Below are 24028 nucleotides of genomic sequence, written 5' to 3' on the forward strand. Positions count from 1 at the left end.
TTGCTTACTTTTTGATCAATGCAAAAAGTAAGAGCCATGCGGCTTGAGCAAAGTAAAGCTAAATTGAAGAATGATAGTCGCATTCATATTTTTGTTTAATGCCCCTATGCTAGCAATTTTTGCGTCCTTTGCGTGAAATATTTATTCAACTTCAATTTGAGAGGCTTTTTGTGCCAATTGCTGTGTTACTTCGGCAATATTGTAAAGCAATACCAACTTTTGGCGGTGTGTTCCTCTTTCTGTAGTTTCCAGGGTATTCCCCAATTTCTCAAGAACAGTCTCAAGATCTTCATAGGGACAATTCGAATCATTTCTTCTTAATGATTCCGCTACCACTAGAAGTTCTTTTTCTACCTCCTGGTACATCAGTTGCAATTCCTCGTTCATATAATCAGGAATGTTACGGTGTGCACCCAAAGCGGATAGATAGGAAAGCAATGCATGATTGAGATAGGTAATGGAAAAAGCCCTTTTTTGCATTTTCTGCTGGCGTTTGGGCTCCAGTTTCATTCCTCTCCAGGCCATGGATAGTGCATTATCAGCCTGATGAGCCTGATACCTTGAAATCCTATAGGTTAGCAGATCATCTTCGCTAGGTGCTTTATGCTCCAATAATATCTGATTAAAGTAGTCATGATTTTTTTCTACGGCAGTTGCCAGTAGGTTCGGAAGTTGTTTGTATTGCCAATCGGGCCACATGAAACGAACCACGATAATGGCCAGTAGTGCACCAATTACCGTATCTATAATTCTGGGAATCATTACTACAACTCCTTTATCAGCAAGCAGATTAAAAGCAGCGATCACAAATATGGTAACAAAGATTACCGAAACTGCATAATTGTTTTTCAGCCATGCAAAGAAAAGGAAGGCGGCAATTAGCAATAGAACCACTTGTCCTCCAACGGTAGGAAGTATTTGAACAATACTAACCCCAAGGACCACACCTGTTATGGTTCCCAGAATTCTCTGAAACAGCCTTTGTCTGGTTTCGCTATAGCTAGGCTGACACACAAACAAACTGGTTAATAAAATCCAATAACCCTTTTCAATATCAAAAGCCAGCATCAAAAGATATCCGATAAGGAAACAGGTAGACAATCGGATGGCATATTTGAATTTGGGATGATTCCAATTCAGCTGATTGGTAAAGCGTTTCCACAAACTACTCGAATCCTTGTCGACTCTTGGCAATAAGCCGGAATCCACGTTAAAATTCATGTTTTGTAAGGAAAGATGCGACTGATTAAGGTTCTGCAGCAGCAAACCCAAATCATTTTTGTTCTCATTCTTCTTGATCGCTTTCAGTTGAGCCTGAATGGCATTGATGGTCCATTTTATGGAAACAGGATGATGATATTCTGTTCCCATCAACAGGCTTTTCGATACTTCGTGTGCTGCAAGAGATAGTTGTAGCATCAACTGACCTAAACCTTCCAAAATCTCACGATTATCTGCTTCAGCACTCAACAAATCGTAACGTTCATGACTCGATGCAGCTCTTTCGTGAAGACTTTGCAATAGAATAAACTTGTGAAGATAGGGACGAAGTGGATTCTCATCATTCATAGCATCGCTGTAACTGTTCAAAACATTCTTACATCTGCCTATAGAGTTTACTACTTTTACATTTAAAGAAGCCAGTCCTTGCCTGGTTTTTTTCTGTATGGATTTATCGCTGGGAAATAGCTTTGATTTCTCTTTCATGTACAAAGAAAGATTCTCGAAACCATCGGCCAATTGTTCCTCTAACAATCGTGCAGGATGCAAATACAGCAAAACCAGCGACAATAATCCATAACAAAGCGCTCCTGTTGGCAATAAAATGATTTGAGCATACCATTGGGGCGAAATTTCGGCACCCAACATGGTGTAAATGGCTACAAGCAGGGCTCCAAATGTAATTCCCCGGTAACGCTCACCCAGGCCACCAACCAGAATAAAGGTAATGGTAGATCCTACCAGGCCTATACCAAACAGAATGGGGTAGGGCAATAAAATCTCGACCGAAGCAGAGGAAATTACAAAACTAAGAATGGTAAGCAGCAATGCTTTTACCCTTCCCTTAGGGTGGTCATCGGTTTCGGATAAGGCACCCGCCAGTGCACCCAAAGCCAAGGTTACCCCAATAAAAGCCATGTCGATTATCACAAAGGGAATCAACAATGTTCCCATGGCAATGGCAGCCTTTAGGGCCAATAACCTGTTGGGATATCGCCATAGGTTCTGTATCCAGAATTCGTACCATTGTTTGCCTTGAAATCGCGTAACTCTTAATTTGTTTTGCATGCATTGAAATTTTAAGGCTGTAAAGATACGAACTCAGATTTGTAATAAAATCTAAAATTTCAGAAGTCTTTGAATAAGTTAGGATTACAATCGATTGCGAGAAAAAATAATGAAGTTATTGGCGCTAAGGGAACTTTTTTAAAGCATACGATTCATCGAACTCAGCTTTATAGATTGGCCAGTCGGCCCGCTGATTTCTTAAATGATATGGCGGATTGTTTTTTACCGAATGGATAGGTGAGAATAATTGAAATCTTAGTTGCCCCTTGATTCAAATCGTTGTAAATTAATGAGAACAAAAATGAATTTAAAAGAATCAAGGATGACTGATGAATATGCTAATCCCAATGACCTGGTGTTCTATGTGAAATATCATATCAAGCCAGAATTTATAAACGAGTTTCAGGAACGATTAATAGGTGTGGTTAAAAACATGACTCAGGAAGATAGTTTTGTGAGTGCTTTTGTGCACCAGTATGCGGAAGGTGAGGGGCGTTTTTCCATGTATGAGCGTTGGACGGATGCTTCGAAGGATGCTTTTATGACTTATCAAATGGAAGGGAAAGCCTATCGAAAGGAATATGAGAAGCGACTACCCTTGATAAGTGAAACTCCCCGAAAGATTCACCTGTTAAAACCATTGGCCTATTGGATTAGTGCATCTGTAAAGCCATCGGAAAATGATTTGATCTTCTATGTGAATTTTCACATTAAACCAGATAAGCTTGAGGACTGGAAGAAAGCTGCTTTGCAGGTACTCAATAAAATGGCCGAAGAAGACGCCTTTGTAAGCACTTTTCTGCATCAGGATGCAGAAGATCCTTCCCGCTTTACCATTTATGAAAGGTGGAACGAAGCAAGTATGGAGGCCTTTGAAAAGAACCACCTGAATGCAAAAGAATATAGACAGGTATATAAAAACATGCTGCCAGATATGATGCAAAGTATGCGAACTTTTCGAATACTGGAACCTTTGGGAAGTTGGATAGGGAAATAGCTTTGATTCGATTTTAAAAAAATAGAACAATGCCGATTTTGATTTTCAGAATCGGCATTCTTGTTATAAATGATTTAATAGAAAAATGTACTTGGGTGGTTTATATGTAAAATATTTCAGTAATTTTATAGAGCGTATTGATGTTATCATCCATCATATACTTATAGGTTTACACCAACATATGGGTGTGTAAACTGATAAAACAAAGAAATAAAAGAAAATAAACACAACTTTATTAAGCTAACAAACAAGTTAGCCACCATGTAAGGAAAAAAAATGACGACAAAGAGACATCATTATTTGCCAGAGTTTTACATAAAGGGCTTTGTTAATACAAAGAGCAAAGTCCATGTATATGACAAAAAAGAAAAGAAGTTTAAGAAGAAGGAATTCAGCCCAAGCCAAATATTTTTCGAATGGCATCGAAATACTTTAACCATTGATGGTGAGAAAGATGATTTTATTGAAAAGTTATACGGTAGCATTGAAAGCAAAATATCTCCCACTTATAATAAAATTAAATCCCAAAAAGGAAGTATTAATTACTGTGTAAAAGACATCTTTGATTTACTTATTCTTATTTCTCTGACATATTGGAGATTGCCAATAAATGACGCACATTCCGAAAACTTTGTTTCTTCAACACCCAATAACGAACTATTCTTCAAAATTCTTAATAAGGAAACGAATGAAGAAGCAAGCGAAGACTTTTACGAGAAAGTGAAAAAAAGAAATGGCTTTATCGAACTGTACAAACTTTCAAAACCCATTCTCGATTATATGTCATTGGATTTAAAAAACAATATAAATAACTGGCTAATTTATGGTGCAGATTCTGATGTCCAACTACATATCTTAGGAGATAATCCGATCGTGTTTAAAAATGTTCCTAACAAAAATATATTAGAATCCGAACTTATTTTTCCACTAACGCAAGGAATAACAGTTTATCACAACAAAGGAAATAAAATAAAGCAAATTCAACCCGAAGATAGAGTAATGGTCGATATTATGGTCTTTTTACAGTCCGACAGGTATGTTGTAGGTCCCAATAAAGAATATTTAAATTGTATCCAGAATTTAGCGAGTGAGTATAACACTGTCTCAAAAATAGAACAGTTAAGAACAGAAATTTTTAAGATATTTGAATAAACACGGTGGCTAACATACGCTATATACCATAGGCGGGTAGTGGGGTTGCGAGAGTTTTGTGCCTTTTTATAAAATTTAAAACATAAATCAACTAAGGCGCCTACGTTACATAGCGCCATTCGTTGTACTGAATTAACGCAATGATGAAATAACAGATAAACAAAAAACAAACCGCAATTTGAAATTGATTAAAAATGAACCTTGACCTGATTAAAATTATAGATAGTCCTTTAGATTACAGGCGTCAAGCAATATGGATATCAGAAAAACGAGAATCCTTTCTGCTTACTGATATATTTAAAGTTGCCGAGATTTCATTTAGGAAAAAGGCATGTGTTGAGATATTATCAGAAATTAGAGATAAAGACGAAGCCTATAAGATTAAAAAACCATATGAAGAGAGATTTCAGTCAGAATTATATGATGAGATTTGTTTAAGTGGTAAAAATGGATTTCAATATTTACCTCAGGATGAATATGATAAATTAAAAGGATTCACAGCAGGTTCAGATACATTTTTTGATATAACAAATGTATTTGGCATACATGGACATGAACTTCCTGTACAAACAAAAAAAGGAATAATTCTAAGATTCTTAAAAAAGGAAATAGAAATACTTGATTCAAAAAGCGATATTTTAGAAACTAAATACTCGATACCATTTAAAAATAAGGATATTACGACTGTTGGTGCTTTAAATAAACAAGATTTAATTATTTACGGGACAAATACTGGGAAAATATTCTTGCAAGACCTTTCTGATAACAAATCAAAACCTGCAAAAATAGATGACTGTAAAAGTGTTTGTTATGATATTGAAATTGATGAAAATGATGAGTTCATTTTTATTTGTGGAATGGGATATTTGAGAGTTTATAGGCTAGATAATAACAAACTAAACCTGATATCAGAACAAAAGACTTCAGCTCGCTCAATTTGTATTTATAATGATTTAATTCTATTAAATAAAGGAATGCATGGTATTGAACTAAACCGTTTTAATGGGAATGAGATTGAAAGATTAGATAGTCTAAATCTTGGCTTCTCAATAGATTTGATGAGATTCAATAAAGCCAATGAAACTATCTTGGTATCAAGTAAACCCATTGGGAAATTAGGACTAATAAGAATAACTCAGCACAACAAAAAATATAGGTTATTGGGCGGATTGTTTAAATTTGGAAAGTGAGTGCATTTAATTAACTATATAAAGGTTCGATAATTTGGAGCCCCTATCTGGCGCGAGCTTAGCTTCGCTGAGCTCCACTTCGTTTCTGTTGTAGCTCGTGTCTTCCGGGCAATAACACACAAATACATTATAAAAGCAGCAATGGTTTGCAATTTACAAGGGATAAAGAAAACGACAAAAAGAGGCTGTCCAAAAAGTAAAGTTTACTGCCTTCATTTTGAAATTCAAGAACTTCCCTTTAGAGAATTAAAGGGTAAAAGTTCTTGAATGTACAGTGGTATTACTTTTTGAACAGCCTCCCGGCATTTGAAGCGAAAACACCTGATCGCCAGATAAATATTTTATTTTAAGGCCTCCAATGTAATGCTAACAACATTTGATTTTTGCCCAACGATTTGTCCTTTGTATAGGAAATAAGCATAGTAGTACCTGGTTTCCGGTTTTAAAGGATCCATTCGGGCTTTGGTGTCCTGCCAAATATGGCGAATAATGGTTTCCTCATATTCTTTTTCTTCATCGCCATAGCTAATTTTGCAGAACAATCGAATGCCATCAAAAACAGATTTTGTGTATTTAATTTGAGGAACACCCGATACCTGGCTAACCTTTATTTCAGGTTTCTGTGTATCGGTATCGATGATACGTTGACCAGGATTTAGACCAAAATCTTCCAGAATGGCAGGAGTGCAATTGGGATTGTTCACCAATTCCTTTCTTAGTTCGCGAACTACTCTTACACAAGCAGGATGATTGGTTTCATACTCTTTGGTGGTAGAACGCGATTGAGCCTGAATAATGTTCTTCTTTTCGCTCAAAGCCTTGTCATCCTGAATTGTCTTTATGGTGTCCGCAACTTGTTCATCAGAAAGACCCAGAATATCCTTATAAATAGGAAGTTTTGCAATGATGTTTTCGCCCTGGGCGTTAAAACCCTCTTCAGGTTTTAAAATGTAATCATTGGTAAGTTTAATTTGTGTCATGTGATTTGATTTTTCATTTGACATTAATATTTTGTTACTTAAGATGTATCTAATAAAATTGGAAAGTATTTTTTAAAATGTCAATACTTATTTGTATAAAAAAATTCCTTGGTCCTAAAATAATGTTCTTAAATCTAGATATAATGGCGATTAGAGGAATATAAGTATCTGTAAAATATTTTAGAAAAAAGATGAAAAAATCATTTTTATGATGGCTAAAATGTGTTTTCTTAAAGCTGGTTAAAAATATATGATAATAAAATACTTCTATTTTCTCTCTATTTGCTACTTTTTAATTTTTTTAGATGGACAAAAAAGTCAATAAAAACAAGATGTGTAGGCTTTAAGAAGAGAAGGAGCTATTTTAGGAAGAATTTTTAAATTTAGATATGATTAAGTAAAGGTGTTGTTATTTCTCCTTGTAAGCTTAATAAAAATGGGAATATTGTAGATGTTTGACTTGTTATCTAAAAATGATTAAGTTCATGAAGATTTTCAAGGAATAGGATTGAACTTTCTTAAAATAAGACAAAATGGCTTCCCAAAAGCAAATTTCGAAGAGTAAGAAGTTACTTGCGGAGTTTAGGAAAATAGCTTTGGAAGATTGGTAGGAGCCAGCGGAAAGTATGTACAGCATAAGCAAACTTCCAGAAAGCTCAACGGACTTTAGGAAATGGCCAACGGAAGTTCAGAAAACCTGTTTTTTAGTTTCGATTGGCAATAAGGGAACTTAAAAACAGCTTATCCCAAGTTCAAAAGAACTCTTTCTAAAGTAGATTGGCTCTAACAAAAGTTCTGCAGGAGCTAAAATGTTTTCCGAAAGTACTTTTCCATCTTAGCTTGGGCTGTTTTAATTTTTGGTAGATACTGTCTCAAATTTTGTGTAAATGATGTAATAACGAAACAAGAACCATTATTAATGATGAAGATTTGATTCTCTTAAAATTTATTACTGTAAAATGTTTGCTTTAAAAATGATTGTTTATAAATTTGATTTTCATTACACATGAAAATGATGGAATTGATTTGATTGGAACAAGGAACAGATTAACGTTACATATAAAATATTTTAGGCCATGGTTTGAGTAAAACAACTGAGCATTATACTCATGTTGCAAAAAACGAGATTTCTAAGTTTAAAAATCCAATAGATATTTTTAATAACTCTACCTAAAGGTTGGGTTAGCCACCCAAATTTAATAGATAAACAAAATGATATAATCAAAATAAACCAACTAAGTTGGGTTAGCCCAACGTTGGCAAGCATTGATCCAAAAAAATGAGAGCTCTCACGTTCATAATATTAACTGCAGTAGTTTTTTCTGCAAATGCTCAGACAGCAATATCCTATGAAAAGGTTTTAAGTGATTTATTGAACTCGTCTAAGTGTGCATTGATTTCAATTTACTCTAACCAATTGGAACAAAAATCCGAGTTGTACTTGATTGACTTAGTAAATGAAGATGTACTCTCTGAACCACCAATATTTGATGCAAAGACGAAGAAATATATAACCGCTGATATTGTGACAAATTCTAAAGAAAGGAAGTTGATTATTAATTGTTTAAATTCAAGAGGTCTTTTAGACTCACTATATGTAAGAATTAACGAATCATATACTAATATCAAGTCACTTAATGATAATTTTGAAATTAGTGAACCTTTAATGGTTATCGAAATTATGCTTGGAGTTGAAAGTGAAATCATGCAGACATTTGTAAAAATTGAAGACATTAATCAAGCTGAAGGCATATTAATGGAAATCGATAAAATTTTGGGAGAAAAGAATCAAAAGCTTTTTAATCACTACAGTGAGAACATACAAAGGTTGAAAGATTGAAAGTTCAAAGAAAACATATAAGAATAATTGGGCTTACTTTGATTTTCATATCAATAGCACTGATCTTTAGAGAGGCATTACAGTATAATGAACTTCCAAGTATGGAAGACCCGATTTGTCAGGTTGTTGACTTTTTTAAGTATAAGGAAAATGCTGTTTCAAATGGAATTATTTGGATCGGGTTATTGATTTTAGGATTGATTCTTTACTTGAAAAAATGGAAGGAATGAATAAAACGCTTGCCAACAAGCCATCATAAAGTAGCCCTGGCTTTGGCGGGATTTGGAAGTTTAGCTCCCGCGCCAACTGAAGTGAAACTAAGAAAGCGAATATACCACACGCAAATCGGGCCACTTCATATGGCGAGGCCGTTACCAACAAGACTAAAAAAACAGTAGAAATAATGAAAAAATGGATTAAAGAAGATGCAATTAATGTTATTCAAGAACTTGTAGACCAGATACCAGGTATACAAACTTCTGGTAGAAAATCTCAAAATCACATGAGATGGTTAGCAAATGCTTTAAGATTGCTTGAAGAAATATTTGGAGCAAATTCAAGATACTATTTAACATTATCTAATTTTTCTTGGCAGCAATCAGGACAAATGGTTATTCAAAGTTGGGACATTGAAGGTGCAATTGCAAACAGACATCATCAAGCATTTCTTGAGCAAATGAATCAGGCATGTGGATTATTGTTGGCAGCGAAAGACCACTTGGAACATTCAGATTTAAGTGAAGTTTATGAAGGGAAAGATACACCGGATGAAACAAGCGAACTTTTTAAAATAATTAATCTAGGGACTAATAAGTTAAGAAAGATTATTAGGTCAGTTCCTGAGAGAGAAAAGGAAATTCAGGACAAGTATGAAGATTTACTAGTAGCAAATGATATTGAATATTCTAGGGAATTTCCCCACATAGAATATTCTTCAAAGCAGTATGTGCCGGATTTTAGTTTTCAAAAAATAGATTTAGCCGTAGAAATTAAACTTTGCAAGAAAGATGAAAAAGGATTAATCGCTCAGCTTAACGATGATATTTTAGCATATAAAACAGTATTCAGAAATATTTTATTCATTATTTATGACTTGGGACAAATAAGAGATGAAGATGTGTTTAAGGCATCGTTTGAAAGTAGTCCTGATGTAATTATTCAAATTATAAAACACTAAAAAAACCCAGTTGGTAACAATGTATATAGCAAATAAGGCAGATAGTGATTTTTTTAACGGCAGTTCTTCGATGGAACACCGCCGAAGCTTTTGCTTCGGCTACATAAAAAATGTTTCAGCGGTGCCAAAACAAAAGCTTCGGCTCAGTGCAAACTTGATAGGTGTGTTATTCTAAATACCTTGCTTGCCATATACCCGGCCGTTAGGGCAAATTTTAAAATAAGAATAACCAATAAGTAAGATGATAGATAAACCTCAAATATTGACATTAAATCTACCTGAAAAAACAAATTCTTTACTTAAAGAAAATAATTACAATGTTTATGCAGGTAGTCTTGGGAAATTAGTTGACACAAATAATCAAAAATATACTCATAAGTATTGTTCGCTTAATTTTGATTTTCCTCCAAATATTCATGAGTTTGATATAGTGATAGTTGATTTGTCAAATGAAGAACACATTCCATATAGAGAGGAAGATCATATACGCAAGGCAAATAAATCAAAAAATAATTCTTACCTATTAAGTGAACATCCGCAAACTATATTTGACCCTAGAGGATTGTCTGCCCACTTTTTGTCCGATAAATTATCGGATTTAATTAAAAGAGAAGCAATAATAATTGTTCTTCAAGATGAAAATGTTTCATTCACATATGAGTTTGTTGAAGAAAATGGTATTCATCCTAAAAGGAATGGACAAGAAGAATATAGTATTTATTCATTTATGCCTTTTTTCCCATTTGCACAAAATAAGTATGGAAAAGAAACAAATGTGGTGCTTAAATCATCGGAGTTTAAAAGCTTTTTAGAAAAATACAATAATGATTTCTCATACGAAACAACATATAATCACCCTAAAATATGGAAGAACGAAGAACGAATACCTAATCCATCTTTTTTTCCATTAGTGTGTAATAAAGATGATGAAATAGTATCATTCGCATATTTAGAAGATGATTATGGTTTATATTTATTTCCTTACTTAAAGGAAAATTCCCAATTCGTATTAAATTTTATTCAGTCAATAGCTCCTACTATTCACCCTAAGCTATTTCCTTTCTCAACCGAAAAGAAATGGACTAATAATAAAGAATATTCATTACCCAACCACCAAGATTTATTAACTGAAAAGGAAGTAATCAAAGAAGAATTATCCTCTAGAATTGAACAAAAAGATATTGAAATTGAGGCAAATATTAAAAAATATCAATTTCTTCATGAAATTCTTTCTGAATCAGGAGATGAATTAGTAAAAGCTGTAATAAAATTTCTTGAGTGGATCGGATTTGATGATGTTAAAGATGTTGATGAAGATAAAGAAGAAATAAAAGAAGAAGATATTCAAATTGAAACCGAGAAAGGCTTACTTATTATTGAAGTTAAAGGAATAGGCGGAACATCAAAAGATTCAGAATGTAGTCAAATATCCAAAATAAAGTACAGAAGAGCTAAAGAGCGTGGTAAATTTGATGTGTTTGGTTTATATCTAGTAAATCACCAACGACACATTCCTCCCTTGGACAGACAAAATCCTCCGTTCTCAAAAGAACAAATTCAGGATGCTTTAAATGATGAAAGAGGGCTTCTTACAACTTGGCAACTTTTTAAGTTGTACTTTGATGTTCAAGATAACATCATTTCTAAAGAGGAAGCAAAAGAATGTTTGTATGATTTCGGATTAATTTCTTTCAAGCCAGCTAATTTAATTGAAGTGGATATTGTAAAAGAAACCTTTCTAGATGGATATGTATCAATAATAAATGTTGAAGGTACTACTTTAAAAAAAGGAGATGAATTGTACGTATACAAAAATGACAGCTATAATCTTGTTAAAGTATTAGAAATTAAAGTAGATAATAAGGCTGTTGATTCTGTTTCTAATGGAGAAGTTGGCATTAAGACAGACAAGAAGATTAATAAAAATTCGAAAATTTTAATAAAAAAACTTGCCCTAACAAAAGTAACCGTTGCACAATCAAGTAATATTTGTAAAAAATAAGAACAAAGCCTTAAGAGTATGCGGATTTGCAAGCTTTTAAGGCTTTGTTTTTACAGTTGGTTTTGTTTGTGTTTTAAATTATTGAGTACTTCATTCACATCTTATTAAGCCCCAGTTACCGTGCGCATCCTTTCGCATGGTACTGTAATAAGATAACACGAAAGGATGTGTGCGACAGCGGGGGACCTTTATGATGATTTTACATGCAAAACGCTAGCCTTTGCCTTTCTTTTTAAATAGATGGGGAGCATTGAATCGCATTCCAAAAAAGATGTGATAGAAAACATTTGTTTCTGTATTCCTGACTGTGGTATTCTCTTGTTTGAACCACGTGTCGGAAAAGGTGGCAAACAGTCCTGTATAAAACTTACTACTGTTGTATCCCATTCCAACTTTACAATCTCCTCTTAGCAAGAGGTTATTCTGATTCGTAACAAAACTTCCACTTGCTGTGCGCGTGGTAAGTTTGGTATTTAAGTAACCAATACTCGCAAGGATTCCGATGGAAGCATAGATTTTTTCTTTGAGCACAAATGTATGTGCATATCCCGGTCCGATGTGAAACTCTATGTTCTTTGATTTCTGAGTGTTTACTGAATTGGATTTGTCGTTGATCCGGTAATAATCGAAATTGAAAACAGGCATAAAACTCCCTGCACTTTTCAACTGGCGTTCTGTTTGGGTGGTTAAACTGCGTAAGGAAAATTTTGAGTTATGAATATAGCCCGATGAAATGGATACTCCTTCGTAATTTAAATCAGGAAATTGGATATATGCATCTCCCTTTGTCCAGTTGATATAATCATCGGTGTTTTTAAGGTAATAGCCTTGAACTTTTGAGTAGGTAATATTCGAAAACCAATTTTTAAATACCAAAGCTGCATTAAACTGAAATGTTTTCGTCTTACCTTTTGAATCATTGTCTCCATTGCCTGGTAAAAAATCAGGAGCAAATTGAACGCCCAACGAAATGAACTCATAGTGTAATTTTAAACGCAAGTTGTTGGGAGTGTTCGGATATAGAATGGTTTTGTTTGAGGAGGTTTCAACCCGAAAAGTTTCATATGAATTATTGAATGAAATATCAGCGGCAATTATGCCTCTCATTTTCTCGATCCAGCCCTCTTCATAAATATTACGTGGTGTATCTGATGTTTGCGCTTCAGCTTTCAAGATCAGTATTGTAAAAACTGCACTGATCAGTGCCATTCGAATAAAATAGATCCTTTTTGCTGTTCCGCACATCCCTTTAAAATTATTATTACGACCAATAGGCATAGTTTACTTCCATACAAGATATTAAAAAAACCGATAGCGATAGCTTGTAGTTTGTGCTTAGCATGGTGTTAAACAATATCGTATTGGTATAGCCACAAGTCACAGACTTGCGGTAGTGTAGCATAAAAAAAGCATCAATCTTTTTGGGGATTGATGCTTTTTTCATGACAAGCGATTTGAATCTTAAAGCTCGCTATTTATTCACTTTCATGAATCGAAATTCGATTTCCTTTGGAATGTCCTGTAAATTCAGGGGCATACATGCTTTGTATGCTGGCGTTTCCATTGGAGAAATTTCCTTTGTTATTGGCTCTCAGCTCGTATTCAAATACATATCTGCCTTTTGGCAGTAGCTCAAAGAAGAAATGACTTGCCACATCTTTGGTGCTTTGATAGTAGCCCAAATCATCCTGCCATTTGTAGCCTGAAAGAACATCTAAAGGTTCCATTCCGGCAGCTCTTAAATCTTTCAGGTGAATGAATTCCAGGTCGTTTTTCGTTTCTATCACCAATCGAACGTTAATTAAATCGCCAACTTTTACTGGTGTTTCTGCTGTTATTGGCTCAAGAACTTCACCTTCATCGGTAGTTTTCTTAATATACATGCTTTTTTGTACCTGCAATTCTCCCTGGTCCGAATCGCTGATTTTATCCAGATCTTCGAAGTATTGCCAGTATACACCGCCAAATCCGGTAATTTTTCCCTGGTTGCTCACTTTTACTTTTGCCATGGATGAATCAATTTCTTCCTTCTTCCAGTTCAATTTGAAGTATCCTGTTCCAGCTTCTTTTTGAACCTTTTCCAGTTTATCGTTGCTTATCTTTTTATCCCCAATTGTGATTTGAGTATTCTCGTCAAGAGCCAGAGAATTATTCCCGTGCATTAACAAAGCATAAATGGCCTCAGTAGTAGCCTTTGTGCTAGGCCATTTGTTGGTTTGTTTCTTTTTAAGCAGCCATTGCTTCAATTGATTCACTTTGTTTAAATCACCATCAACTTCGCTAAAGGTTTCAATCAGTAAGGCCTGGCATTCAATGGCGGACTGGTACCAGTACCAACCATTTTTATTGCTCTTCCAGTACATGCCATTTTCCTCTTTAATAACAGCCTGCTCCGTTAAGGCATCCGTAATTTGTTTGGCAGTATTCTTTTCTCCGTTTCGCTGCAATACCAATGCGATTAATGCTTTGTTGTACAGGGAATGGGTTAACCAATCCTCTTTGCATTTCTCGATGTATAGTTTTGTGATTTCTTGCAGTTGATCTGGTAAAGGATAGTTTGCATTGAAAAAAATGCGTCTAAATGCAGATGGATCCAAATTTAATTTGGACACGAAAGTATCAAAAGATCTTTTTATTAAGCTTCTTAACAACAACTTCTTAACTTCACAACTAACCAAATTATATTATGAGAGTTTAGCAAAGGATGGTGTCGAAGAGGAGGAAGCATCTGCAACAGAATAAAAAAAGTTGCCTCTTTGAAGAGGCAACTAATTGAGGTGATTTTTAGCTTAGATCAACAGTCGGAGCTGAAGGAGCATTTTCTTTTACCGACGCAATTCCATTTTCCCTTGCCTGACTTGTTGTATAACTTTCACTTCTACCAATGATTTCGCCATTAGCGGCCTTCAAGTTAAAAGTAAAGGATATCCCATTTTTACGCTCATAGCGCGAATCATAGGGTGAATTTACTTTTACCGAGGCAATCCCATTTTGGCATCCCTGTTTTGTTGTATAGCCTTCGCTGGCTAATATAATTTGTCCATTCCCAGCTTTCAATCTAAAATAGTACTGAAAGTCTCGTGGACTTTTGAAAATCTCAAATTTTGAACTCATTTCAACTGAATTTAAATTAATAATTGAAGCAGAATAATTATTCAACTTCCTCGTAAATCAAATTAATAGCCCATATTTATATGGGCTATTGGTTTGTTATGGTCTATAATTAGTACCATTACACTTTGGACATGGAGGCAATGTATCAGAGTGGTCATCTAATACAACCTTTTGTCCGCATTTAGTACATGTATATGTACCTTTTCCTGGTTTTTCACCTGTGCTTGACATATTCTAAAGATTTAGATTTTCAAAGAATAAAGTGGCTTACTTCAAGCAATTGCGATTTCTTTTTTGTTATTCAGTTGAAAATGATATTTTTGCATCGCGAAATTTAAAAAGTCATTTATGACTAAACAGCAGACCTACACAATTTTTTTCGGTCTGCTGTCTTCGTTCAAATGCCTTGCCATTAAACTTCATATTACTATTTTTTAAACTTTACTTTGACCAATATTAGGTAATGTGATGCAATCGTTTGGTAAAATTATGTCAAGATAATATTTGCGTTGATTGCTTTTTTGTCAATATGAATCTGACAATGTCTGTCATTATTTCTTATTGGATATTAAGGTGTTAAAGTCTTTTGAAATAACTGGAGCTTTGTGTTATTCCATTAACCTTCATGCTCTCACTCAAAGTGAGGGTATGAATAACTCAACTCCCGTAAATTTGCAATTTGCGGGTTAGGCGTTTTAGATTTTCAATCCTGATAAAAAAGTTTTCCCAGATTGTATCTTGAGTATATAGATAACCTCTTTTCCATAAGATCAATAATTCTCAACTTTCCCATCTACAAATTCAATAAATAGCTATAAATTAGAAGTACTAATTCTAATAAAGCTATGAACACACCCAAACCTTTTTGCTCCAACCAGCAAAATATCAAAGCATTTGTTTTAGGTTGCGATCCAACCGCATTCGATAAAAATGGTAACCGATTAGAATTCGAATATGTTTTCGACCTGGGAAATGATGAACGATATTTCAAAGGAGTAATCGAAAATTTAAATCAAATTGGATTGTCTCTTGGTGAAGTATATGTACAAAACCTAATAACCGATTACCAGGAGGAAGAAACCAGTAAAAACAAAGAATGGTTTCAATTGGCAAAAAGCTATATCGAAGTACGAAAACTGGAATTCAACAAATTGGATCCAACGTGTAAAATACCTGTTTTTCTGACTTCCGAAGTTCTATACAAAGCCTTGTTAAAGGAAACAGAACAACCAGTCAAAGCTTCCGAACTCTATAATAATCCGGAAAGATTGCCAATAGATGCAGAACAAAACTTACTGGAGCGACCACTCATCCCTTTGTATCGCCATTGGAATTACAATCTAGACAAATGGCCACAATACTCAAGGCATTTAAAGTCTATATTTTTTCTGCTTAAGTCATATTAGCAATGAATTCGCCTTCTGCAAATTTGTAATTTATCGGTCAGGAGTCTAGGATTTCCAATAATAAGAAAATCCTACATTCTTTCAAGTAATAGAAGGCAATGGTGAATGGGTACAGGTGCTACATTATCAGCAAGCTGATATTCCTAAGATAACAGATATAGAGAATAGGAAGCATTCTAGAAATAGAAGAAGATAAAGCTAAAGTATTAAAATATATTACATAGGATTGGATTTTTAAATAATTAATTTTTAAGTTTATAATGTGATTTTGATTAGTATTATTTAAATACTATCATAAAGTTTGATTTTAACATTCGACTTTGATTTGCAATGGGCCACTGGTGAGTGGCCCATTTCTTTATATATATTTCCATCTTAACTAATGTTGATACTAAATATTTAACTCCCTGTTAAGGAAGTTTGTATTTCGTGTTCTGTATCTGAAGGAAGATAGTAAATAAGTACCGAATTTTCCCTGAAAGGGAATAAGCATCAGCATAGGTCGAAGGCCTATGAGATAAATAAATCCAAACAATAAAGCCCTGAAAGGGCGCAAGCATAAAAATGGGTTGTACTATTTTAACCTAATAACTTTCACACCCACCTCATCCAAAACAAAATCCACAATAATACCCCTCTGTTTCATGCGTTCAAAAAAAGGAATATCAACAGTTTCTTTTGAATAAATAACCCCATCAGCATAAGGCTTGTCATATCTTAAAGCATAAGTTTCATAAGTATTCTTTGGAACCTCTTTCAACTTCAGTACATCCTCTCTGGGTGCCAAATACAAAACACCTTGATCATCTCTAAATTCGATACATCGCTTCATCGTTCCATCAACAGATCGATAGTTTGCTGCAGAGCAAACAACATACTTTTCAAAATCGATATCCGATCTTTCCATCTCCAGGTTCATACCTCAAATTTTGCTTGAATAAACTGCAAGATACAGCAAAAAAGATGATCATTCCTTGGGCTGAGACAAAAAGTAACATGTAGTTTTTCACAGAATTCATTAAATACCCCAGCTCCCGTGAATTTGCAATTTACGGGTCACGAGTTCCGGATTTCCAATCCAGATAAAAAGTTTACATTTTTATTTTAAAATCAAATGTGTATTGGCAGCTAAAAGCAACATTAAATTTTCCATAGATATTCATTAAATATCTTCTTAACTTCTTCAAAGCAAAACCGAAAAACATTTTAAGCTATGGATGAAGATAAGCTCTACACAGAATTGAAACAACTAAAATATTTACTGGCAAAAGTTGTAGGTACTCAAGATTTACCAAAACGTGATCAATTTTCAAAAGAAGCAGTAAAAAAAGCAGCTTCAGAATTTCGTAAACTACAAATCCAAAGAGGAGAGTGGATTCCGGAAGATGATATTTCAAAAATTATCAGAACTGCAGGATATCATCGTCCTGGTAGATTTATTATTGAAAAATTCAATTTTAAAAACTACTTCATCCGGGCTAGGACTTATTACTTTAGTCGGAAAGACCTGCTTGCTTTGAACAAAGAATTAAAAGCCAGAAAAATCAATCTTGGAACATACATGGAACTGGAAGCAGACAAGGAGAAATTTCACAAGTACCTCAATGATTTAAGACAGGGTAAAAAGAGACGTCCTCGTTTTAAAATTCCAGAGAATCTTGCAGATATAACAAGTGAACCATACAACCATCCACCCAGGGAGAAAGTCCTAAAACACATTGATTCATTAATGGAAGAATATGAAAATTTTAAGCTGAATGAATTCATAGATATATTCCATTACGACTATGCCAGGGTAAAGCATATCTATTACTTTGACAGATATATTGAACCAGCAAAGAGAAAGCAATGTGACAAATGGTGTTTCGAATTCAACTATGCACAAACCGCTTTGAAAGAAATTAAGAAAATTAGGAGCCAGGTGATTTATTGATCTGTAAGAGAAGAATCATTGGTAAAATTGAATAGGAAATAAGGCGTTCACTCCTCGGGTCTCGGCAAAAATTCAGTCAGGGCTTTCTCTCGAATTTTCGGGATTGCTTATTCCGCTAGTATTCTAAATGTGGGTTCATGCATCAAAACAGTAGCTACTCAAGCAACAGGCATTTGTCAGTGAATTCGGCCTTGCTTTAACTGGGCTGTTTGTTTTTCTCAGGGTCTCACTCAAGCTGAGGCTCTGAATTAATATCCTTCTTAGCACAATAATCGATCAGGTTTCCATATCGTTTTATAGCGAGCAGAAATACAAGAATTGTATCGCTTTGATGAGTCCAGCTTATTTTGTGGTGTAGAAATAAATCTAAATTTTATCAAGAGAATTTAGACTAAAAGTGAGGGGGTTGTTGCTATGTGCAAATAATTTTGATTATAGAAAAATAATTTGTGTATATTGAAATTAACTAATCAATTAAAAGAATTAGAATTTTGGATTGATTAAAAAAAACTCCATATTGTTGTTTATCAATTCGAATACAATATATAATTTGACATCATACAATCCATAACGTTTATTTATGAACCATACCATTTACAGTATCATAACGGGCACGGGAAGTTATATCCCATCACGGTGTATCAAGAACAAGGACTTTCTCGATTGCGAGTTTTATGAAGAAAAGGGAGATAAAGTCGATAAATCGAATCATGAAATAATTGAAAAATTTCAGGAGATTACAACGATAAAGGAAAGGCGTCATGTGTCGGATAATGTTCTTACTTCTGATATCGCTTATGAAGCAGCTGTAAAGGCCCTGGAGTCGGCAAACGTTGATGGGGAAGAGTTGGATTACATCATTGTCGCTCATAATTTTGGAGATGTTAAAAGTGATAGTAACGCTTTGGATATTGTTCCTAGTCTTGCTGCAAGAGTAAAGCACAAATTGGGTATCAAGAACCCTAATACAATTGCTTACGATTTGACTTTTGGTTGTCCAGGATGGATTCAAGCAGTTATTCAAGCCGATTATTACATAAAATCGGGAGATGCACAAAGGGCTCTGGTTATTGGAGCGGATGTATTGTCCCGAGTTTCTGATCCTCACGACCGTGACAGTATGTTGTATGCTGATGGTGCTGGAGCCATTGTATTGGAAGGTAAAAGCAGTGAATGTCCAGTAGGAATCCTTGCACACAAAATGCGTTCAGACACTTTGGTTTACTCTAAAATGTTGTATATGGGCAGCTCATCCAATCCTCATGTCAAAAACGCAAGCAATCATTTCCTAAAAATGAATGGCCGAAAATTGTACCAGTATGCACTCGAGCATGTGCCGCAAGCCATTCGAGACTGCCTGGAAAAGAGCAATACTCACTTGAGTGAAATTTCCAAAGTCTTAATTCATCAGGCCAACGGAAAAATGGATGAAGCAATACTGAAAAGGCTATATCGTTTATACAAAATAAACAATATCCCACAGGGAGTTATGCCAATGACCATTGATTGGTTGGGCAATTCATCTGTAGCAACCATCCCGACATTGTACGATCTAATCCTAAAAGGGAAATTGGAAGCTTGTGCTGTAAATGAAGGGGAAAACCTTGTTTTTGCATCTGTAGGTGCTGGAATGAATATTAATGCTTTTGTATACAAGGTGCAATAATTTTAAAATTTATTGCTAAGCATAGCTAATGCAAACATTTACAATCTCGTTTATATTATAACAGAGCCTTTGGCAGTAGTTATCTTAAAGAATATGTTTTTATCCTAAAGAATTGTATGCTGAATTTTAAAATGAAATATGAAAGAAAATAGAGACCTAAATTTAGCGGTGTTAATTGATGCCGATAATATTCCTTATTCTGCTATCAAAGGAATGCTTGATGAGATAACTAAATTTGGTGTTCCATCAATAAAAAGGATATATGGTGATTGGACAAAACCAACTGTTTCAGGTTGGAAGCCAGCTTTGCTTGAACATGCTATAACACCAATACAACAATACAGTTACACATCTGGAAAAAATGCTACAGATTCAGCGATGATTATTGATGCTATGGATATTTTGTATTCTGGAAAAGTTGGTGGATTTTGCATCGTGTCTAGTGATAGTGATTTCACCAGATTAGCAACTCGCTTAAGAGAGGCCGGAATGTTAGTAATTGGTATTGGAGAAAAAAAGACACCTAACCCATTTATAGTAGCTTGTGATAAATTTATTTACATCGAGATATTGAAAACTAAGACTAAAGAGAAGGAAAGCGAAGAAGATAAAGAATTAGAGAAAGAAGCATTTGATGCAATTACTGTAAAAGAGATAAAATTAATTGCTTCAACAATTACTGACTTATCTGATGATGATGGATGGGCATTTTTAGGCGATGTTGGTAGCTTGTTGCAGAAGAAACAACCAAATTTCGACCCTAGAAACTATGGATTTCAAAAGTTAACCCCATTAATAAAATCAACAGGTAAATTTATAATAGAGCAACGAGATAGTCAGAAAAGAAAGAGCAAGTTGATTTTTGTGAGGAATAAATAGAAATATCTATTACAAAATAGACTAGAGGGGATAAGGCGTTCACTCCTCGGGCCTCGGCAAAAATTCCGCCAGGGCTTTCCAAAATCCTGTTTCTTGTTCCGCTAGAACTCTAAATTAGGTTCATGCATTCAAACCAGTAGCTACTCAATCAACAGGCATTTGTCAGGGGTTTCACCCTTGCTTTAAAAAACAATTTCAGGGTCTCACTCCAACTGAGGCTCTGAATTAGGATTAATCTTAGCTACAACAAAGGCGCAACCCTGTCACAATTTTTTCGCTCAACCACTCGTCGTTCACAGCAATTCCCGGCTTTCCGAGCCATTGTCGCTATCGCTCCAAATGCAAAAAAGCCTCCATTGCTCACTTAAAGCGAGCCTGCTGGGTCGGGTGCTATCAGTTTTTGTCATCTTTTTTGAGCGGCCACGGCCAGTACTTTGCCCTGGTAACAATTTTGCATTCCGAATAAAATAGAAGCAGCTATAAATAGTGAAGGGGAGAGGCAAAAGGAGAGCACTGTCATTTACTCGCAAAATTTTTTACCACTTCAAAGCACTTTAACCTACGCACCCGGGTCAAGCACCTCCAACTCAATTGTTTTCTCATACATCTCATTCGATAGCATTCAAAAACAACCCACTCAGTGCTTCACCCGGCAACATCCATCACAGCTTCAAAAAAGCCGCCAAAAACTGCTGGCTGTCAATCACAGAAAACCAGTTTCTGTTTTACTTGCCAGTCACACCCTCCCACTCGCGGGCGGCTCGCCACTCTGTAGTAAGGGCCGCTACTGACCACCACAAACCCCACCACCACCCATTTTTAATTCAGACATTAAAAAACAAAAAAAGTGTGATTAAGTAATTAGATTGGTTTTTATTAACTTCGCATTTATCACAAAAAAATATAATGATAATGAACTTTTATAAGTCCCTTATGTACTCTCTTACAGTATGCATCTGTCTTTTTACTATAGGATGTAATTCCTCTAAGAATGAAAATGGCAAGCAGGAAAATGTCAATGTAAAAACGGAAATTAAATCAGCTGCAGATGTAAAACCAAGCAATCCTGAAACAACTCATATTACCAAGGAAAGTAAATCAGATGATCAAGTACCGCAAAAGTTTCCTTTGTATGCTTCTATTTCTGCCAGTAAGATGAATGTATTATATGATGGAGTCGATAATCCGGTCGAAATTAATGTTCCTGGAATACCTATAAATCATGTTAACGTTCAAGTAACTAATGCATTTTTCAGAAGAGTTGGAAATATATATATGATTATACCAAAACCAGGCTCTGCAGGTAGAAAATGCATTGTGAAGGTGTCAGCTAAAATTCAAGGTGAGTTGCAAGTGGTGGATAGGAAATGTTTTAGGATAAAAAGAATTCCAAATCCAATATCAATTGTCGCTGGTAAAACAGGAGGTAAAATTCGTAAAAATAGACTACTTGTAGAATCCGGAATTTACGCTAAGCTAACGGAAGATCTTGATTTCGATACTAAATTTACTGTTACTCAATTTACTTTAACCGTTCTTAAAGGTGGATATACTATAGACTCTAGTTCTAGAGGTTATAGATTCACATCCGAGCAGAAGGAATTAATCAAAAGCTTAAGTTTAGGAAGTAGGGTATTTATTCATAATATTAAAGCAGTGGGACCTGATAAAATTCCTAGAAATTTAGGTAGTCTAGTTTTCACGATTGATTAATTTCCTCCTCTCTGATAAACAAAGATATTTCCTCTGTTCGCTCTAATATCAATTGTTTACCCCGCATGAATTTAGCAATTCAGCCAACAAGTCAAGCTTATACAAAGTTTTGATGGATTTTTTGATCCAAACAATTTTTCCGGGCATAAAAAATCCATCAAAAAGCTTGACATCCCACCCGCATTCCGGATAATGATTGGATGCTTATCAGAAAGCAGCAAAACCTCTGGATGATTTCCCTTCCCAAATATTAATTTAAAGCATGATGGTGTAAGTCAAAGCAAATCAATCTATTGGTTTGGTTTTCTCTTGGAAAGATACATAAGTTTGCTATAAGTACTAACCAAATCATCATCATATGAATAAGATATCATCTTTTGTAATCGGCACTTTATCCACCATGGGAGTAGCAGAATCATTGGGCATGGGAAGTCCAAATATCCAAGCTGTACAGGAAGTTCCCGTTGATAGCACGGAAGCACTAATCTCTGTTATTGGTGGAGCCATCTCAACCATTGTTGTTGCACTGCTAAAGCGCTGGTGGAAAAAATTGGATGAGAGAAAGAAACAGCCTAATACCTCTTAGGGACTAAGTCTGTATCTGTCTCAATTCTATGTTTATTAATTCAATACTAACCAAAAACCTTTAATTATGGGGAAATACAATCAAGGAATTCTGGGGCCATTTACGGGGAAAGTGGGCTCAGTAGTAGGTAGCAGTTGGAAAGGTGTGAATTACATCAAGTCACTTCCTGGACCAAATGCATCAAATACGGAAGGGCAACAAAAGCAACGCAGTAGGTTCAAAGCTGTTGTTAGTTTCGCCTCTTCTTTGTTGGAAACACTCATTCGTCCTGTTTGGAATCTTTCTGCAGGAAAAATGACCGGCTACAATTTGTTTGTGAAAACAAACATTGCTGCCTTTGATGAAACGGGAGATTTATCAAACTTCTCTCAATTTAGAGCATCAGTAGGTAATTTGAGTTTGCCAGCTAATCTTACCATCCAGGATGATACCGAAGTGTCATCAGGAATCGAGATGAGTTGGAAGGATGAAAGCGCTACTGGAGTTGGGAATGCTAGTGATAAATTACATTTGCTTGTAATGAGTGGTTCAAAAGTTCATATGATCCATTCCACTGCAGCAAGATCTGATCAATCTGCAGAGATTACACTTCCAGTGGAAGCAGGTGCAACTCACATTTACGCTTTCTTTGGAACAGCTGAGGCTGACGAATACTCTTTGGACCAATACCAAATGGTTAACGTTACTTAAGATTTTGTAATTTTAGGGTGCTTAAAGCTGCTGCGATTTTCGTGGCAGCTTTTTGTATATAATAGTAATAAAGTGAAAAAAATGTTACTCCTATGTTACTCCCATTGTTTTTTGGAAAGTAAAAAACACCAATGTTGGATTGATTTTATTATGGTTTTTATAGGTGATTTGTTATTATTTACACAAATGAAATATATGCGTAAAAATCTGATCTTTAGGTTGTATGTAGACAAAAAAAGACAACTTAATAAAAGTTGTCTTTAGCGGAAAGGAAGGGATTCGAACCCCCGATACGCTTTTGGCGTATACTCGCTTTCCAGGCGAGCCAGTTCAACCACTCCTGCACCTTTCCAGTGTTGCAATAATTGAGATTGCACACAAAAGTAGAATAAAATTGCAGATTTTAAAAAGATC

General features: G+C 35.0%; 22 protein-coding genes and 1 tRNA gene. 14 read left to right on the forward strand and 9 right to left on the reverse strand.

Going from position 1 to position 24028, the window contains the following annotated elements; genetic code table 11:
* Window positions 1–141: 141 nt before the first annotated feature.
* Window positions 142–2289 carry a YccS family putative transporter gene (yccS, locus tag JCM15579_RS06780; RefSeq protein WP_054717626.1) on the reverse strand — a complete coding sequence of 716 codons (2148 nt, stop codon included), beginning with the start codon at window positions 2287–2289 and terminating at the stop codon, window positions 142–144.
* A 301-nt stretch (window positions 2290–2590) separates the two neighbouring features.
* Between yccS and JCM15579_RS06785 the strand changes: the two genes are divergently transcribed.
* The 3 genes from JCM15579_RS06785 to JCM15579_RS06795 all read left to right on the forward strand — a co-directional run bounded on the left by JCM15579_RS06785 (window position 2591) and on the right by JCM15579_RS06795 (window position 5628).
* A complete protein-coding gene (locus tag JCM15579_RS06785; protein ID WP_172677384.1) occupies window positions 2591–3286 on the forward strand; it encodes a putative quinol monooxygenase in 696 nt (231 codons plus the stop codon).
* Between the two features lie 276 nt (window positions 3287–3562).
* Window positions 3563–4438 (forward strand): DUF4238 domain-containing protein, encoded by an 876-nt coding sequence (locus tag JCM15579_RS06790; protein ID WP_054717633.1) that lies wholly within the window; start codon window positions 3563–3565, stop codon window positions 4436–4438.
* 194 nt (window positions 4439–4632) lie between these two features.
* Entirely contained in the window at window positions 4633–5628 is a 996-nt protein-coding gene (locus JCM15579_RS06795) for a hypothetical protein (protein ID WP_054717636.1), read from the forward strand.
* A gap of 341 nt (window positions 5629–5969) precedes the next feature.
* Here JCM15579_RS06795 and JCM15579_RS06800 read toward each other — a convergent pair whose 3' ends face one another.
* Window positions 5970–6608 carry a hypothetical protein gene (locus JCM15579_RS06800; RefSeq protein WP_157471371.1) on the reverse strand — a complete coding sequence of 213 codons (639 nt, stop codon included), beginning with the start codon at window positions 6606–6608 and terminating at the stop codon, window positions 5970–5972.
* A 1279-nt stretch (window positions 6609–7887) separates the two neighbouring features.
* Here JCM15579_RS06800 and JCM15579_RS06805 point away from each other — a divergent pair.
* The 4 genes from JCM15579_RS06805 (at window position 7888) to JCM15579_RS06820 (ending at window position 11627) form a co-directional block, all read left to right on the forward strand.
* Window positions 7888–8448: a hypothetical protein gene (locus JCM15579_RS06805; RefSeq protein ID WP_054717642.1), complete on the forward strand. Its 561-nt coding sequence runs from the start codon at window positions 7888–7890 to the stop codon at window positions 8446–8448.
* A gap of 101 nt (window positions 8449–8549) precedes the next feature.
* Window positions 8550–8678 carry a hypothetical protein gene (locus tag JCM15579_RS21840; RefSeq protein WP_262493495.1) on the forward strand — a complete coding sequence of 43 codons (129 nt, stop codon included), beginning with the start codon at window positions 8550–8552 and terminating at the stop codon, window positions 8676–8678.
* A 173-nt stretch (window positions 8679–8851) separates the two neighbouring features.
* Window positions 8852–9625, forward strand: coding sequence for a hypothetical protein (locus JCM15579_RS06815; protein ID WP_054717648.1), 774 nt, complete (start codon window positions 8852–8854; stop codon window positions 9623–9625).
* Between the two features lie 241 nt (window positions 9626–9866).
* A complete protein-coding gene (locus tag JCM15579_RS06820; RefSeq protein WP_054717650.1) occupies window positions 9867–11627 on the forward strand; it encodes a hypothetical protein in 1761 nt (586 codons plus the stop codon).
* Between the two features lie 213 nt (window positions 11628–11840).
* Here JCM15579_RS06820 and JCM15579_RS06825 read toward each other — a convergent pair whose 3' ends face one another.
* The 5 genes from JCM15579_RS06825 to JCM15579_RS22250 all read right to left on the reverse strand — a co-directional run bounded on the left by JCM15579_RS06825 (window position 11841) and on the right by JCM15579_RS22250 (window position 14972).
* A complete protein-coding gene (locus JCM15579_RS06825; protein ID WP_172677385.1) occupies window positions 11841–12836 on the reverse strand; it encodes a DUF4421 family protein in 996 nt (331 codons plus the stop codon).
* 52 nt (window positions 12837–12888) lie between these two features.
* A complete protein-coding gene (locus JCM15579_RS20170; RefSeq protein ID WP_157471373.1) occupies window positions 12889–13071 on the reverse strand; it encodes a hypothetical protein in 183 nt (60 codons plus the stop codon).
* Between the two features lie 31 nt (window positions 13072–13102).
* Window positions 13103–14239, reverse strand: coding sequence for an alpha-2-macroglobulin family protein (locus JCM15579_RS06830; RefSeq protein WP_172677386.1), 1137 nt, complete (start codon window positions 14237–14239; stop codon window positions 13103–13105).
* Window positions 14240–14411: 172 nt separating this feature from the next.
* A complete protein-coding gene (locus JCM15579_RS06835; RefSeq protein ID WP_054717660.1) occupies window positions 14412–14741 on the reverse strand; it encodes a YegP family protein in 330 nt (109 codons plus the stop codon).
* A gap of 96 nt (window positions 14742–14837) precedes the next feature.
* A complete protein-coding gene (locus tag JCM15579_RS22250) occupies window positions 14838–14972 on the reverse strand; it encodes a zinc ribbon-containing protein (RefSeq protein ID WP_083464573.1) in 135 nt (44 codons plus the stop codon).
* A 614-nt stretch (window positions 14973–15586) separates the two neighbouring features.
* Here JCM15579_RS22250 and JCM15579_RS06840 point away from each other — a divergent pair.
* Window positions 15587–16147: a hypothetical protein gene (locus JCM15579_RS06840; protein WP_054717663.1), complete on the forward strand. Its 561-nt coding sequence runs from the start codon at window positions 15587–15589 to the stop codon at window positions 16145–16147.
* 574 nt (window positions 16148–16721) lie between these two features.
* On the opposite strand, the gene JCM15579_RS06845 is transcribed toward JCM15579_RS06840, so the two are convergent.
* Window positions 16722–17066 (reverse strand): hypothetical protein, encoded by a 345-nt coding sequence (locus JCM15579_RS06845; protein ID WP_054717666.1) that lies wholly within the window; start codon window positions 17064–17066, stop codon window positions 16722–16724.
* Window positions 17067–17360: 294 nt separating this feature from the next.
* Here JCM15579_RS06845 and JCM15579_RS06850 point away from each other — a divergent pair, with 294 nt between their 5' ends.
* The 6 genes from JCM15579_RS06850 (at window position 17361) to JCM15579_RS06875 (ending at window position 23614) form a co-directional block, all read left to right on the forward strand.
* Entirely contained in the window at window positions 17361–18080 is a 720-nt protein-coding gene (locus JCM15579_RS06850) for a hypothetical protein (protein WP_054717669.1), read from the forward strand.
* A gap of 580 nt (window positions 18081–18660) precedes the next feature.
* On the forward strand, window positions 18661–19746 hold the full coding sequence (locus JCM15579_RS06855; RefSeq protein ID WP_054717672.1) for a 3-oxoacyl-ACP synthase III family protein: 1086 nt from the start codon (window positions 18661–18663) through the stop codon (window positions 19744–19746).
* Window positions 19747–19884: 138 nt separating this feature from the next.
* Window positions 19885–20625: an NYN domain-containing protein gene (locus tag JCM15579_RS06860; RefSeq protein ID WP_054717675.1), complete on the forward strand. Its 741-nt coding sequence runs from the start codon at window positions 19885–19887 to the stop codon at window positions 20623–20625.
* A 933-nt stretch (window positions 20626–21558) separates the two neighbouring features.
* On the forward strand, window positions 21559–22338 hold the full coding sequence (locus tag JCM15579_RS06865; protein ID WP_172677387.1) for a GldM family protein: 780 nt from the start codon (window positions 21559–21561) through the stop codon (window positions 22336–22338).
* A 358-nt stretch (window positions 22339–22696) separates the two neighbouring features.
* A complete protein-coding gene (locus JCM15579_RS06870; protein WP_054717681.1) occupies window positions 22697–22924 on the forward strand; it encodes a hypothetical protein in 228 nt (75 codons plus the stop codon).
* Between the two features lie 66 nt (window positions 22925–22990).
* Window positions 22991–23614: a DUF6266 family protein gene (locus tag JCM15579_RS06875; protein WP_054717684.1), complete on the forward strand. Its 624-nt coding sequence runs from the start codon at window positions 22991–22993 to the stop codon at window positions 23612–23614.
* Between the two features lie 264 nt (window positions 23615–23878).
* Here JCM15579_RS06875 and JCM15579_RS06880 read toward each other — a convergent pair.
* A tRNA-Ser gene (locus JCM15579_RS06880) sits at window positions 23879–23966 on the reverse strand.
* Between the last annotated feature and the right edge of the window lie 62 nt (window positions 23967–24028).

It is taken from the genome of Marinifilum fragile JCM 15579, from assembly GCF_001310955.1.
GTDB classification, from domain to species: domain Bacteria; phylum Bacteroidota; class Bacteroidia; order Bacteroidales; family Marinifilaceae; genus Marinifilum; species Marinifilum fragile.

Coding starts and splice junctions, on each gene's coding strand:
- JCM15579_RS06860 (WP_054717675.1), top strand. CDS start 19,885: ATGAAAGAAAATAGAGACCTAAATTTAGCGGTGTTAATTGATGCCGAT.
- JCM15579_RS06850 (WP_054717669.1), top strand. CDS start 17,361: ATGGATGAAGATAAGCTCTACACAGAATTGAAACAACTAAAATATTTA.
- JCM15579_RS06790 (WP_054717633.1), top strand. CDS start 3,563: ATGACGACAAAGAGACATCATTATTTGCCAGAGTTTTACATAAAGGGC.
- JCM15579_RS06875 (WP_054717684.1), top strand. CDS start 22,991: ATGGGGAAATACAATCAAGGAATTCTGGGGCCATTTACGGGGAAAGTG.
- JCM15579_RS06815 (WP_054717648.1), top strand. CDS start 8,852: ATGAAAAAATGGATTAAAGAAGATGCAATTAATGTTATTCAAGAACTT.
- JCM15579_RS06800 (WP_157471371.1), bottom strand. CDS start 6,608: ATGACACAAATTAAACTTACCAATGATTACATTTTAAAACCTGAAGAG.
- JCM15579_RS06845 (WP_054717666.1), bottom strand. CDS start 17,066: ATGAACCTGGAGATGGAAAGATCGGATATCGATTTTGAAAAGTATGTT.
- JCM15579_RS06835 (WP_054717660.1), bottom strand. CDS start 14,741: ATGAGTTCAAAATTTGAGATTTTCAAAAGTCCACGAGACTTTCAGTAC.
- JCM15579_RS06785 (WP_172677384.1), top strand. CDS start 2,591: ATGAATTTAAAAGAATCAAGGATGACTGATGAATATGCTAATCCCAAT.
- JCM15579_RS06795 (WP_054717636.1), top strand. CDS start 4,633: ATGAACCTTGACCTGATTAAAATTATAGATAGTCCTTTAGATTACAGG.
- JCM15579_RS06855 (WP_054717672.1), top strand. CDS start 18,661: ATGAACCATACCATTTACAGTATCATAACGGGCACGGGAAGTTATATC.
- JCM15579_RS22250 (WP_083464573.1), bottom strand. CDS start 14,972: ATGTCAAGCACAGGTGAAAAACCAGGAAAAGGTACATATACATGTACT.
- JCM15579_RS06825 (WP_172677385.1), bottom strand. CDS start 12,836: ATGGCACTGATCAGTGCAGTTTTTACAATACTGATCTTGAAAGCTGAA.
- JCM15579_RS21840 (WP_262493495.1), top strand. CDS start 8,550: ATGGAAGACCCGATTTGTCAGGTTGTTGACTTTTTTAAGTATAAGGAA.
- JCM15579_RS06840 (WP_054717663.1), top strand. CDS start 15,587: ATGAACACACCCAAACCTTTTTGCTCCAACCAGCAAAATATCAAAGCA.
- JCM15579_RS20170 (WP_157471373.1), bottom strand. CDS start 13,071: ATGAAAAAAGCATCAATCCCCAAAAAGATTGATGCTTTTTTTATGCTA.
- JCM15579_RS06865 (WP_172677387.1), top strand. CDS start 21,559: ATGTACTCTCTTACAGTATGCATCTGTCTTTTTACTATAGGATGTAAT.
- yccS (WP_054717626.1), bottom strand. CDS start 2,289: ATGCAAAACAAATTAAGAGTTACGCGATTTCAAGGCAAACAATGGTAC.
- JCM15579_RS06805 (WP_054717642.1), top strand. CDS start 7,888: ATGAGAGCTCTCACGTTCATAATATTAACTGCAGTAGTTTTTTCTGCA.
- JCM15579_RS06870 (WP_054717681.1), top strand. CDS start 22,697: ATGAATAAGATATCATCTTTTGTAATCGGCACTTTATCCACCATGGGA.
- JCM15579_RS06820 (WP_054717650.1), top strand. CDS start 9,867: ATGATAGATAAACCTCAAATATTGACATTAAATCTACCTGAAAAAACA.